General features: G+C 68.8%; 10 protein-coding genes. 3 read left to right on the top strand and 7 right to left on the bottom strand.

Going from position 1 to position 11906, the window contains the following annotated elements:
- Positions 1-11: 11 nt before the first annotated feature.
- The gene (locus tag ACK41C_RS17260; RefSeq protein WP_409656780.1) at positions 12-1700 is read right to left on the bottom strand and encodes an ABC transporter ATP-binding protein; all 1689 of its coding nucleotides are present in this window, start codon (positions 1698-1700) and stop codon (positions 12-14) included.
- A gap of 508 nt (positions 1701-2208) precedes the next feature.
- On the opposite strand from ACK41C_RS17260, the gene ACK41C_RS17255 reads away from it, so the two are divergent.
- Positions 2209-2925 (top strand): HPF/RaiA family ribosome-associated protein, encoded by a 717-nt coding sequence (locus tag ACK41C_RS17255; RefSeq protein ID WP_409656778.1) that lies wholly within the window; start codon positions 2209-2211, stop codon positions 2923-2925.
- Between the two features lie 19 nt (positions 2926-2944).
- Here the strand turns inward: ACK41C_RS17255 and ACK41C_RS17250 are convergent, their stop codons facing one another.
- Positions 2945-3607 carry a sugar transferase gene (locus ACK41C_RS17250; protein ID WP_409656776.1) on the bottom strand — a complete coding sequence of 221 codons (663 nt, stop codon included), beginning with the start codon at positions 3605-3607 and terminating at the stop codon, positions 2945-2947.
- Positions 3608-4103: 496 nt separating this feature from the next.
- A complete protein-coding gene (locus ACK41C_RS17245) occupies positions 4104-6515 on the bottom strand; it encodes a membrane-bound PQQ-dependent dehydrogenase, glucose/quinate/shikimate family (protein WP_409656774.1) in 2412 nt (803 codons plus the stop codon).
- 164 nt (positions 6516-6679) lie between these two features.
- On the opposite strand from ACK41C_RS17245, the gene ACK41C_RS17240 reads away from it, so the two are divergent.
- A complete protein-coding gene (locus ACK41C_RS17240; RefSeq protein WP_409656772.1) occupies positions 6680-7630 on the top strand; it encodes an amidohydrolase family protein in 951 nt (316 codons plus the stop codon).
- Between the two features lie 12 nt (positions 7631-7642).
- Here ACK41C_RS17240 and ACK41C_RS17235 read toward each other — a convergent pair whose 3' ends face one another.
- The 4 genes from ACK41C_RS17235 to ACK41C_RS17220 all read right to left on the bottom strand — a co-directional run bounded on the left by ACK41C_RS17235 (position 7643) and on the right by ACK41C_RS17220 (position 9681).
- Positions 7643-8086 carry a PIN domain-containing protein gene (locus tag ACK41C_RS17235; RefSeq protein ID WP_409656770.1) on the bottom strand — a complete coding sequence of 148 codons (444 nt, stop codon included), beginning with the start codon at positions 8084-8086 and terminating at the stop codon, positions 7643-7645.
- Positions 8083-8328 carry a type II toxin-antitoxin system Phd/YefM family antitoxin gene (locus ACK41C_RS17230; RefSeq protein WP_409656768.1) on the bottom strand — a complete coding sequence of 82 codons (246 nt, stop codon included), beginning with the start codon at positions 8326-8328 and terminating at the stop codon, positions 8083-8085. The genes ACK41C_RS17235 and ACK41C_RS17230 overlap by 4 nt, the downstream gene beginning before the upstream one ends.
- A gap of 73 nt (positions 8329-8401) precedes the next feature.
- The gene (locus tag ACK41C_RS17225; protein ID WP_409656766.1) at positions 8402-8875 is read right to left on the bottom strand and encodes a hypothetical protein; all 474 of its coding nucleotides are present in this window, start codon (positions 8873-8875) and stop codon (positions 8402-8404) included.
- Positions 8876-8883: 8 nt separating this feature from the next.
- Positions 8884-9681 (bottom strand): DUF4198 domain-containing protein, encoded by a 798-nt coding sequence (locus ACK41C_RS17220; RefSeq protein WP_409656764.1) that lies wholly within the window; start codon positions 9679-9681, stop codon positions 8884-8886.
- Between the two features lie 165 nt (positions 9682-9846).
- On the opposite strand from ACK41C_RS17220, the gene ACK41C_RS17215 reads away from it, so the two are divergent.
- On the top strand, positions 9847-11904 hold the full coding sequence (locus ACK41C_RS17215; RefSeq protein ID WP_409656762.1) for a TonB-dependent receptor domain-containing protein: 2058 nt from the start codon (positions 9847-9849) through the stop codon (positions 11902-11904).
- Positions 11905-11906: the final 2 nt, after the last annotated feature.

The raw sequence follows: 11906 nt of genomic DNA, 5'->3' as shown, positions 1-11906 counted from the left end.
AGCGCCCCCGTTCAGATCCTGGCCTGGGTGCGATAGAGGCCGGCATAGACGCCGCCGGCGGCGAGCAGGTCGTCGTGGGTTCCTTCCTCGGCGATCCCCTCGTCCGTCAGCACCAGGATGCGGTCGGCGTTGCGCACCGTAGAGAGGCGGTGGGCGATTACGAGGGTGGTCCGATCCCGGGCCAAGTCCGCCAGCGCCGCCTGCACGGCGCGTTCGCTTTCGTTGTCCAGCGCGCTCGTCGCCTCGTCGAAGATCAGCACCGCCGGGTCCTTCAGAAAGGCCCGTGCGATGGTCAGCCGCTGCTTCTGGCCGCCCGAGAGCTTCACGCCCCGCTGGCCGATCTCGCTGTCGTAGGCGTTCGGAAGGGCCATGATGAAATCATGGGCGTGCGCCGCCCTGGCCGCGGCCACGAGTTCGGCGTCGCTGGCCTCGGGTCGGCCGTAACGCAGGTTCTCCGCCACCGTGCCGGCGAACAGATAGACGTCCTGCTGAACCACGCCCACGTGCCGGCGAAGGCAGGCGAGCTGGATGTCGCGCACGTCGAGCCCGTCCAGCAGGACCCGTCCGACGCTCGCCTCGTAGAAGCGGGGGATGAGGGCGCAGAGCGTGCTCTTGCCCACGCCCGAGGCGCCGACCAGGGCCACGAATTCGCCGGGCCGGACCTGGAGCGAGAGGTTGCGCAGCACCTCGCGCCCGCCCGGTTCGTAGCGGAAGCTCACGTCCTCGAATGCGATGGCGCCGCGCGGTCTTCCGATGGCGACCGCGCCGGGTCGGTCGCGGATGTCCGGCTCCACCTCCAGGACCTCCATCATCCGCGCGAAGCCGGTGAAGCCCTGCTGCCAGAGCCGCAGGAAATTGGCGACCCTCTGCACCGGGTCCACCAGCACCGCCACGCAGAGGAGGAAGGTCAGCATCTCGGCGACCGCCAGCTGCGCCTGGGCCACCCGCACGGCGCCGACCACGATCACCAGCACGGTGATGATCTGGGCGAAGGCCGTCGTGCCGGTCGAGAAGAACGCCTCGCTGCGATACCCCGCCCGGCGGCTTTCCAGGAAGCGGGCGTTCTCCGCCTCGAACCGGCGGTTCTCCAGGTCCTCGTTGGCGAAGGACTGCACCACCCGGATGCCGGAGAGCGAGTCTTCCACCCGCTCGTTGATCGCCCCGATGCGTTGCCGGCTGAGCTTCAAGGCGGCGCTCATCCGGGCGTTGAAATGCAGCGTATAGGCCGTGGCGAAGGGCAGGACCGCCAGCATGACGAGCGTCAGCGGCAGGTCGATCCAGGAGAGGATCAGAACCACGCCGACGAGCTTCAGGGCCGCGATCGCGAGGTCTTCCGGACCATGATGGTAGAGCTCGCCCAGATTGAACAGGTCATGGGTGATGCGGCTCATCAGTTGGCCGACGCGCTGGCGGTCGTAGAAGCTGAAGGAGAGCTTCTGGCAGTGCTCGAAGAGCTCCTTGCGAAGCGCGCTCTCCATCTTCGCGCCCATCACATGGCCCTGATAGTCGACGAAGAGCATGGCCAACGCCTGGACCGCCAGCAGGGCGGCCATCACCCCGCCGATCGCATAGATCTGGCCGAGCACCTCGGGCGCGTGCTCGACCGCCCCCAGCCGCCGGGCGACGTAGTTGGCGCAGAGCGGCAGGGCCAGCGCCGTGGCCGAGACCAGCGCCGCACAGGCGAGGTCGGCCGCCAGCAACGGCAGATGCGGCCGGTAATAGGAGAGGAACTTTGCGAGCCGCGCCCGCGTCAGATCCGGGGCGCGGGCGATGTCGCCGGCGCCGGAACCCGCTCGAAGCGGAAGTCTGGGGGATCTAAGGCCGCGGTCGCGTCGAGCCGGCCTCCCCCGAGTGAGCATAAGCATAGAGCTTCATGTCCTGGTGATTGACGGAGTCTCCTTTCGGTTCGGACATGAAGGTTCTCATCGGGCGCTCCCAAGGCTGGATGGACTCCGGCGCGGAGGATGGCCCAGCCCCCTTCCCCGCACAACGCCGTTACGGAAGATCGCGCAAAGGTGAGGCTTTCGCGCAACCGCGTCCTACCCAGAGAGAGGCCGATGAAACGAAAGCGCCGTTCGGCCGCTTCCCCGCATATCAACGTCGGCAAGCCCGAGTAGCGATCCGGAGCGTGATTCCGGAAAGAGGCGTTTGCGCCCACGCTCCCCCACGGCGACGTCGACGTTCGCATAGTTAGCCAAGGAGCGTCCCATGCCTGAAAAGCACCCCAACACCGCCCGCTGGGGAGGCCCCGGGGCCAGCCACGAAGACGCCTCGAAACCAATGCCCGAACCCGGCCCGGTCCACCCGCCCGGCGCCGTCAGCACCAACCCTCGGGTAAGCCAGGTTTCCGGCGGCGGCGGTGAACGGGACGAGAAGCACACTCACATCGACCACATGCGTAGCGCCAAGTCCCACGCCACCGACAGCCCGAGCCCCACGACCACGCGGGAGTGGCGCAAGAACCGCTCCCGCCGCGACAAGGAGGGCGACCGGGAAGCCATGGAAACGGCGGATGAGCCCCGCAGCTTCGCCGAAGAACAAACCGGCGCGTCGGACACGGAACGCCAGTTCCTCGTCCAGCTCAACACCGACGACCATGTGCCGGGGACCGAAAGCGTCGCGCGCCAGGTCGAAGACAGTCTCCGCCATGCGCTTCGACGCTTCTCACGCCGCCTCACCCGTGTGGAGGTGTTCGTCACCGACGACAACGCCGGCAAATCCGGCCCCAGCGACAAGCGCTGCTCCATCGAGGCGAGGCCCAAGGGTGGCGACCCGGTGGCCGCCAGCCACACGGCCAGCACGATCGACGAAGCCGTCGCCGGCGCGGCCGGCAAGCTGACGCGCGCCCTGGAGACCGAACTTGGACGCAAGCAGAACCATAAGGGCGCGGAGTCGATCCGGGGCGGCGTAGAGGATCTGCCCTGAGCGTCGGTGGGGGCGCCGCTCAGTAGGCCGAGGGGTCGAAGGGCCCCATCCAGAGGGTGCGCAGGAGAATCCTCAGGTCGAGCCAGATCGACCAGGTGCGGATATATTCCAGATCGCGATCCACCCGCGCCGCCATCAGCGCCACATCCTCGGTCCCGCCTCGGAATCCGGAGACCTGGGCGAGGCCGGTCAGGCCGGGCTTGGCCTCGAACCTCAAGGTGTAGGCGGGAATCTGGCCGCCGTAGAAGCGGTCGTGGGCTATGGCGTGGGGCCTTGGCCCCACCAGCGACATGTCGCCCCGGAGCACGTTCACCAGTTGCGGCAACTCGTCGATGCTCGAGCGGCGCAGGAAGCTGCCCAGCGGGGTGATCCGACTGTCGCCGCGCCTGGCCTGCACCACCTCCTCGCCGTCCTCGGCGACGGTCATGGTGCGGAACTTGTAGATCACGAAGGTCTTGCCGTCGCAGCCCGTGCGGCGCTGGCGGAAGATTGGGCCGCCGCGACTCTCCAGGCAGATCAGCACGGTCACCAGCGCCAGCATCGGCGCCAGGAAGATCAGGCCGAACAGCGCGCCGAAGATGTCGATCAGCCGCTTGATCCGGGAGCCGCGCAGCCGGCGAGCGGCGGCCTCCAGATCCGGATGGGCCTCCAGGGCGCTCAAGACGGCGTACTCACTCGGCATCGCTCATCGCCCGGCTGGACGGGAGGGCCGCTGGGCCCGCGCCGCCGCTGGCGCCTTCCTGTTCGGGGGGCTGGGCGCCTTTCCGGCGCCGCATGGGCCTGGAGGCTGCACGCAAGCCGCTGATAGCCTCCGCTTGCGCCATCCCACCGCACCCGATCACCCAACCCGCCACGCGTATCAAAATTCAAGCCGCTCCGGCCCGACGTGCCATCCTGGAACAGGATCCCGGCGGCCGCCGCGCTGAAAGCACAGCCGAAGCTCGACCAGCAACGCCCATGCCAGGACGCTCCGCCCCCTCGCGGATCGAACCGGAACAGCCACGGCCATTAACCCTACTGCAGGACATTTTCGCGCGGCGGAGCGACTGATTACAACAGCAAAGTCCGATTTCCCGCCTGTCTGACAATGTTTTACCTCGGCGGCCGGACCGGTTCGCCGCAGCTTACAACTCAACGGAGACTGGCGGCCAATTCGGAGCCGGCGGTCGGAGCCGGGCCTACTCGGGCAAGGCGTAGGCGATCACCTCGTCGCCAACCGGCGTTTCCATGAAGTGATGCCCCCCGGTCATGATCACCAGGTATTGGCGCCCTTCCACCTCGTAGGTCATGGGAGTGGCCTGGCCGCCCGCCGGCAGTACGTCCTGCCAGAGCACCTTGCCGGTATCGAGGTCGATGGCGCGGATCAGGTTGTCGGTGGCCGCGGCGATGAAGACGAGGCCGCCGGCCGTCACCACCGCCCCGCCGTTGTTGGGCGTCCCGATCATCAGCGGCAGCATGGACGGGATGTTGAACGGGCCGTTTCGGCGGGCCGTGCCCAGCGGCCGATCCCAGACCGTCTGGCCGGTGCGAAGGTCGATGGCCCGGATGCCGCCATAGGGCGGCGTCTTGCAGAGCAGGTTGGTGACCGGCATCCGCCAGCCGGCGTTCACCTGGACGCCGTAAGGCGCGCCCACCTGCGGGTCGCCGCCGCCTTCGGGCCCGCCCAGGTCGCCGCCGCGCGCCTCGTCCCGCGGCGACCAGCCCCGGCGGTCCACCTCCTCGCGGGGCACCAGACGGTTGTAGTTGGGCATGTCGTTGTAGTTGGCGACGATCACCCCCCGCACCGGATCGACCGCCACCCCGCCCCAATCAGAGCCGCCATTGTAGCCGGGATACTGAATCCACCGCCTGCGGGTCGTCGGCGGCGTGTAGATCCCGTGATACTCGGCCATCCGGAACTGGATGCGGCAGATCATCTGGTCGATGGGCGACATGCCCCACATGTCCCGCTCGGTCAGGTCGCGCTTTCGCAAGGTGTGATAGAGCGAGAACGGCTGGGTCTGGGTGCGCTGCTCCGGCTCCACCCCGCCCTGCGGGACCGGCCGGTTCTCCACCGGCGTCAACGGGCGGCCGGTACGCCGGTCGAGGATGTAGATATCCCCCTGCTTGCTGGGCAGAACCAGCGCCGGAACCAGACCGCCGGCGCCTGGAAAGTCGATCAGCGTCGCCTGGGAGCCGAGGTCGTAGTCCCAGACGTCCATGTGCACGGTTTGGAAGGACCAGGCCGGCCGACCGGTGGTCACATCCAGCGCCACGAGGGCGGTCGCATAGCGGTTCTCTTCTTCGGAACGGCTGGAACTCCAGTAGTCCACCGCCGAATTGCCCATGGGCAGGTAGACGTGGCCCAGCGCCTCGTCGCCGGAGGCGATGGTCCACATGTTGGGCGTGCCGCGGGTGTAGGTCTCATGCGGCTCGGGGGGGCCGGTCCGGTCGGGGCGTCCCAGGTCCCAGGCCCAGCGCAGAGCCCCCGTCACCGCATCGAAGCCTTGGATCACGCCGGACGGCGCGTCGCGCTTCTGCCCGTCGAGCACCTGGTGGCCGGTCACCACCACCCCGCGCACGATGGTCGGCGGCGAGGTGATCGACACCATGCCCGGCGCGACCTCGCCCATGCCCTGTTTCATATCGACCTGGCCGTTGCGCCCGAAGCCGGAGCAGGGGCGGCCGGTGCGGGCGTCGACAGCGATCAACCGGCCGTCCAGCGTGCCTTCGATCACCCGGGCGGCGCACTCGTCGGCCGCCTCCAGTTCCGGCGCCACGTAATAGGCCACGCCCCGGCAGGCGGCGGTGTAGGGGATCCAGTCGTCGGAAACCTTGGGATCGTAGCGCCAGCGCTCCTCGCCCGTCGCCGCGTCCAGCGAGATCAGGATGTTCTTGGCCGAGCAGAGGTAGAGCGCGTCGCCGATCTTCAGGGGCGTCGTCTCAGCGCCATACTTGTTCTTGGCGCGTTCGCTGGGTAGGTCGCCGGTGTGGGCCAGCCACACCCGCTCCAGCCGTCCCACGTTCTGCGGCGTGATCTGGGACAGCGGCGAGTAGCGGCGGGAGGCGTAGGTTCCGCCATAGGCCGGCCAGTCGGCCCCGGCCTGGAACAGGGACGGATCGTTCATGGCGAAGGCCGGCGCCGGCAGCGGCTGGTTCACACCTGGCCGATTGACCGCGCTCACGGCGAGGATCAGGCCGACGGCGAAAACGGCGACGGCGGCGATCCCGCCGAGGGCCACACGTCGGATCGGGCGCGCCGGCGCAAGCAGCGGCGCGATCGCCAGAACCAGGACCATAAGGACGAGCGGGCCCGCCAACCGCGGCACGAGCGGCCAGCCGGCCAGGCCGACCTCCCAGAACGCCCACAGGACGGTGGCGAGGAAGACCGCGGCGTAGATCCACACGCCCAGAAGCTGGCCGCGGAACAGCAAGGCGCCCGAGCCGGCGAGTCCCAGGCCCGCCAGCAGGTAGTAAAGCGACCCGCCCACGGCGGCGAGCCAGCCCCCGCCCACGATGAGGACGAGGCCGATCAGCCCGATCAGAACGCCCAGGATCCGCCCGGCCCAGACGCCGGCCGGTCCGGGCGCGCGGCTCGCCAGAAGCGCCATGTCTCGTCCGCCCTGCTGATTTCGCAATTGAGACCTAAAGAAGGCGCAGCCCGCGGCGCGGTTCCGCGACGGCGGCGGCGTCCCCCTTTTCCTTCGGCGAACCGCGGCTAGGCTGGCGCGCCATTGGGGCGTTCCGCCCGCCGATTCATTTGCACGGACCTGTCATGACCATCATCGATTTCGAATGCGACACCCCCACCCGCGAAGCCGTGGAGGACACGGTGCGCCTGATCCGGTCCGGGCGCGGCTTCGACAAGGAGGGCTACGCCCAGATGATGGCGCCTGGCTGGGCCGCCCAGCTCGGCATGAGCCTGGCGGAATTCAACGAGGCCAAGGCCGAGCGCGGACTGACCGCCCTGGCGCTGGAGCTGTGCGAGGTCGACCTGGCCAAGGCCATGAGCCACGCCGACGTGATCGCCATGCTCGATGCGGCGGGCGTGACGCACGCCTGCATCGGCAACGCCGGCCGCCGGGCCAGCAACGAGGACGTGGCCAGGTTCGCCGCCGAATACCCCGACCGACTGATCCCCTGGTTCCGCATCTGGGGCGACGAGGGCGAGGCCGGCGTGGCCGCTCTCGAGCACGGGGTGAAGGCGCTGGGCTGCCGCGGCTTCGAGATCTCGTCCTATCGCGAGGGCCGCTACATCAATGATCCCGCCTATTGGCCCTTCCTGGCCAAGTGCGTGGAGCTTGATATCCCGGTGCGGATCACGGCAGGCCTGCACCTGCTTTCCGACCGTCCTTACGACTACGCCCATCCCAAGCACTTGGACGAAGTGGCGATCCGGTTCCCCGATCTGCGGATCGTCGCCGGCCTCACCGGATGGCCCTGGGTGGCGGAGACCTGCGCCATCGCCTCGCGCCACAGCAACCTCTACATCGACTTCGCCTGCAAGCGGGTGAAGCACATGCTGGCGCCCGGCGCCGGCTACGAGGCCCTGATCTACTACGGAGCCCGCAACCTGCAGGACAAGATCATCTTCGCCACCGGCTGGGGCACGCTGGCCGTTCCCCTGGCGCAACTGGTCGCCGAGACCGACGAACTGCCCCTGAAGCCTAGCGTGCGGGAGAAGTGGATGGGCGCCAACGCCGCGCGCGTGCTGAAGCTGGACTGACGATGTCCGGCCTTAGGCCAGGAAGGCGGTCAGAAGCTCGTTGCGATCGGAGCGGAACGGGTCGGCGATGCTGACGCCGCCCCAGGTGAAGCCCTCGGCCATGTCTTCCGACAACAGCAGCCGGCACCCGGCCCGAGAGGCGCACGCCACCATCACCGCATCCCAGATCCCGAGCCGATGGTCGCTCGCCAGATCGGCGGCGGCGAGCATGACTTCTGGCGAAGTGTCGATGAGCGGATAGGCGTCGCGCCAGCTCAACAGCGCAAGGCGCGCCTCGGCCTTGGATCGCCCCGCCTTGCGGGTCAGCACGTTGAAGAGCTCGCCCAGCGCCTGGACGGGGATCAGCACCGTATCCTCAGGCGCGCGCCGAAGCAGGTCGAGGACCACGTCCCGCCGCCCGGCGTCGTTCACCCCTTCGGCATAGGCGAGGATGTTTGTGTCGAGGGCGATCTTCACCCCTCGTCCTCATAGAGTTCGTCGCGCGTCCAGGGGCTCACCCGAACCGCTTCCTGGCGCGACAGGCGGTCCAGCAACGTCTGGCGTGCGCCCGTCGCGACGCGGTCCCGCACGCCCGGAGGCACGAGGCGCGCCACGGGCCGCCCATGGCTGGTGACGAGAAAGCTGCGCCCGGCGCGAACGCCGCGCAGCAGCAGTGAGAAGCGACGGTTCGCCTCGGCCGCCGAGACAGACTCTTCCATGGGCGACTCCAGGGTTGTAGGCAAAATCACTATAATTTGGAAGCCGCCCGGGCGCAACGCTCCAAGCCCGCCCCTATCGCGAGGCGGTGACGCGGGCCTGTTGCTCGCCGGCGGTGATTGTCCCGTCCTTATCGCCGTCCTGTTCGGCGAAGGCGCGAAGGCCGGAGGCGGCGAACTCCTCGGCGTCGATCCTGCCGTCCTTGTTCTTGTCGAGGACGCCGAAGCGCACGTGGGCTTGGCGGATCTGGCGCACCCGCTCCTCGGCCTTGCGTTCGGCGGTCTCGTCGGAGGCCGCCAGCTGGGTCTCCAGGCGGGCCTGATACTCGCCGACATATTCCGCCTCGGTCAGGCCGCCATCCTTGTCGAGGTCGGTGGCGGCGAAGCGCTGGTTGCGGACGGTGCGGAACTCCGCGGCGGTCACCTTGCCGTCGCCGTCCAGGTCGTAATCGGCGATGAAGGCGGCCTGTCCGTGCGGAGCGGCCTGGGCGGAGGCGGCGAGCGCCAGCAGGGCGGCGGTGGCGGCGAGCGGAAGACGCAGGCTGGTCATGACGTGTCCTATTCGGTGGCTTCGAAGGTGAGGGTGTAGGAGTAGCTGCGGTAGGGCGTCTCGGCCCCGGCCGGCGCGGCCGTGCGGTGCCGGATCAGCGCCAGATAGGTCCCGCCGTCGGGCGGTACGATCGAGAAGCGGCCGGCCGCGTCGGTCACGATCCTGTCGGCGATCTTCTTGCGCCCGTCATAAAGGCCGGCGCTGCGATAGACTTCGACCTCTGCGCCGGCCACAGGCGCGCCGTCGAACAGCAGCTCGAACGCCGCGGGCTGGGCGGCGAAGATCTCGCTCGGATGGGTGATAGGGCGCACTTCGAGCCCCTTGCCGGTGACGGCCAGGGCCTCTCGCGTCGGCGCCCCGCGGCTCACATAGACTTCCGCAAGCGTCAGGCTCTGGACGTCGACGAGTTCCGCGCCGGCGGGCCGCTCGCCCCCCTCTCCGGTCATCACCCAGCGACCGGCGGCGTCCCGATACATCTTGCCCTTGCGGCCGAAGCGCTCGCCCGAGGAAATGCGGTAGGTCCCGTTCGCGGGGACCGCCGCCTCGAACACCGTCAGGTCGCGCAGATAGACGACGTCCTTGATCGGAAGCGCGGCGCCGTCGGGGCCACGGGTATGGAAGGCCTCCGACCTCATCGCCACCTCCGGCACGAAGGCGTCCTCGGCGAAGCTGGCCTGCACCGTCACGTGGCCGCGCTCGGTCAGGTCGAACATGTTGGGCAACATGTAGGGCATGTGCGCCTGCGCAGCGCCCGCCGCCGACAGCGCGCCGACGCCCGCAAGCGCCGCCCACCCGATCCTTTTCATGACGTCCCTCCGGTCCGATCCAATGCTGCTGCGAATAATGCAATTGCGAGTCACTTGCAATACGACCCCGAATGCGCCATTGACCTCTCCTCGGCCGCCCGCGGGGGGCGTCCGCGAGTCTTATGCGAATGACTCGCACTTGCATAGTGGCAGGAGGTTTTTGAGATGGGCTTAGGCGTTCGGCTGACCCGGTGCGGATTGTTGGCGGGCGCCTCGGCCCTGCTGCTGGCGGGCGCGGCCCAGGCGCAGGACCATGGCGGCGGAACGGGGACGGCGCAGCTCTCGCTCGACCGCATCGTGATCTCGGCGGGCGCCGACAAGGTCGCCATGGACACGCCCCAGGCCGTGACCGTGCTCGACCAGGCGGACATCGACGACGCGCAGGCCTCCACCGTCGGCGATCTCCTCGAGGCCATGCCGGGGGTCAGCGTCGTGGGCGGGGTCTCGGCGCTCGGCCAGGGCTACAATATCCGGGGCATGGGCACGGGCCTGGCGGACTCCGACAGCCGCATCCTCGTCCAGATCGACGGGACGGCGAAGTTCTTCGAGCAGTACCGGATGGGAGCCCTGTTCACCGAGCCCGAGCTCTACAAGCGCGTCGAGGTGCTGCGCGGCCCCGCCTCCTCCACCCTCTACGGCGCCGGCGCGCTTGCAGGCGTGGTGAACCTGACCACCAAGGACGCCTCCGACTTCCTCAAGGGCGACGATCGCTTCGTCCTGCGCCTGCGCGGCGGCTACGAGACCAATTCGGAAGGCGCCTTCGGCAGCGCGATCATAGCGGGCCGGCCCGTGGAGAACCTCGACCTCCTCGCCGCCTACACCCGGCGCGAAGCCGATCACTACGAAAGCGGCGACGGGACCACGGTCATCCCGTCGAACATCGTCTCCAGCTCCTACCTGCTGAAGGGCCGCTACTATTTCAGCGGCGACAAGGGCCACAATCTCTGGGCCTCCTACCAGAACTGGCGCTCCGACAGCGCCCAGGTCTACGACCAGGCGGAAGGCTTCGGGACCACGCCCGTGCGACGCAAGGTCGACGACGTCACCGCGGTCGTCGCCTACGAGAACGACTTCGGCGGAAGCAAGATCTTCGACCTCGAAGCCCAGGTCTCCTACGCCAACTCCAAGGTGGAGCAGCGCGAGACCACCTTCCTGCCCGGCGTCGTCTATTCGGAGTTCTCCTACGAGACCTGGCAGAGCCGGGTGCAGAACACCTCGCGCTTCGACTGGGGCGCGGATTGGACGGGCTTCCTGTTCCTCGGAGCCCAGGCCTACCGCCAGGAGCGGCGCAATCCGCGCCTGACGGCGGCCGGAACCGTCACGCCCGGCGCGGCCACCCACCCGGAAGGCGACATGGACAAGTACGGCCTCTACGCCCAGGCCGAGCTGATCTGGTCCGACAGGCTGACCCTCATTCCCGGCGTCCGGGTCGACTGGACGCGACTCAAACCCGGCGCCGGCGTGCCGACGCGCGAGGAGGTGGAGGACACCGGCGTCTCCCCGAAGCTGGCGGCGCTCTACGCCTTCAACGACAACTTCGCCGTGTTCGGCTCCGTCGCCCGGACGGTGCGCATGCCGGTGCTCGACGAGATCTACAGCCGCACCAGCGCCACGGCGGCCAATCTCAACCTGAACCTGAAGCCCGAGGAGTCCGACAATATCGAAGGCGGCGCCACGCTTTCCTTCGACGGCTTGCTCGCGCCCGGCGACGCCCTGCGGGTCAAAGCGACGGCGTTCCGCAACGACGTCTCCAACCTGATCACCCGCGGCACGGCCGGCGCGCCCTACTTCATCAATGTCGGCAAGTCGCGGTTCACCGGCGTGGAGGTCGAGGCCGAATACGCAACCCGCCGCATGTTCGTCCGGGCCGGCTATTCGGCCGTCGAAGGCGAGAACCGCCTGACCGGCCAGCCGCTCAACACCGTCCCCGCCGACGAGCTGGACCTGACGGTCGGCTACCGGTTCCTGGAGCGCAGCCTCGTCGCCGGCTGGCGCGGCGAGTTCGCCGCCGACCAGGAGGATATCGGCCCCGGCGGCCGCCGCACCGGCGGCTACGGCGTCCACAACCTTTTCCTCACCTGGACGCCGCAGGACGGCGCCTTCGAGGGGCTGGAGGTCCGGGCGGCGGTCGACAACCTGTTCGACAAGCAGTTCCGCCGGCATCTCTCCTCGCTCGACGCCGAGGGGCGGACCTTCAAGCTGACGCTGGCGCGGACCTTCTGATC

This window comes from Phenylobacterium sp., assembly GCF_046290725.1.
In the GTDB taxonomy this organism is placed as follows: Bacteria; Pseudomonadota; Alphaproteobacteria; order Caulobacterales; family Caulobacteraceae; genus Phenylobacterium.
The sequence above is the reverse complement of the archived record's forward strand: the minus strand, read 5'-3'. Positions and strand labels throughout refer to the sequence as shown.

Coding starts and splice junctions, on each gene's coding strand:
- ACK41C_RS17255 (WP_409656778.1), top strand. CDS start 2,209: ATGCCTGAAAAGCACCCCAACACCGCCCGCTGGGGAGGCCCCGGGGCC.
- ACK41C_RS17250 (WP_409656776.1), bottom strand. CDS start 3,607: ATGCCGAGTGAGTACGCCGTCTTGAGCGCCCTGGAGGCCCATCCGGAT.
- ACK41C_RS17245 (WP_409656774.1), bottom strand. CDS start 6,515: ATGGCGCTTCTGGCGAGCCGCGCGCCCGGACCGGCCGGCGTCTGGGCC.
- ACK41C_RS17240 (WP_409656772.1), top strand. CDS start 6,680: ATGACCATCATCGATTTCGAATGCGACACCCCCACCCGCGAAGCCGTG.
- ACK41C_RS17230 (WP_409656768.1), bottom strand. CDS start 8,328: ATGGAAGAGTCTGTCTCGGCGGCCGAGGCGAACCGTCGCTTCTCACTG.
- ACK41C_RS17225 (WP_409656766.1), bottom strand. CDS start 8,875: ATGACCAGCCTGCGTCTTCCGCTCGCCGCCACCGCCGCCCTGCTGGCG.
- ACK41C_RS17220 (WP_409656764.1), bottom strand. CDS start 9,681: ATGAAAAGGATCGGGTGGGCGGCGCTTGCGGGCGTCGGCGCGCTGTCG.
- ACK41C_RS17215 (WP_409656762.1), top strand. CDS start 9,847: ATGGGCTTAGGCGTTCGGCTGACCCGGTGCGGATTGTTGGCGGGCGCC.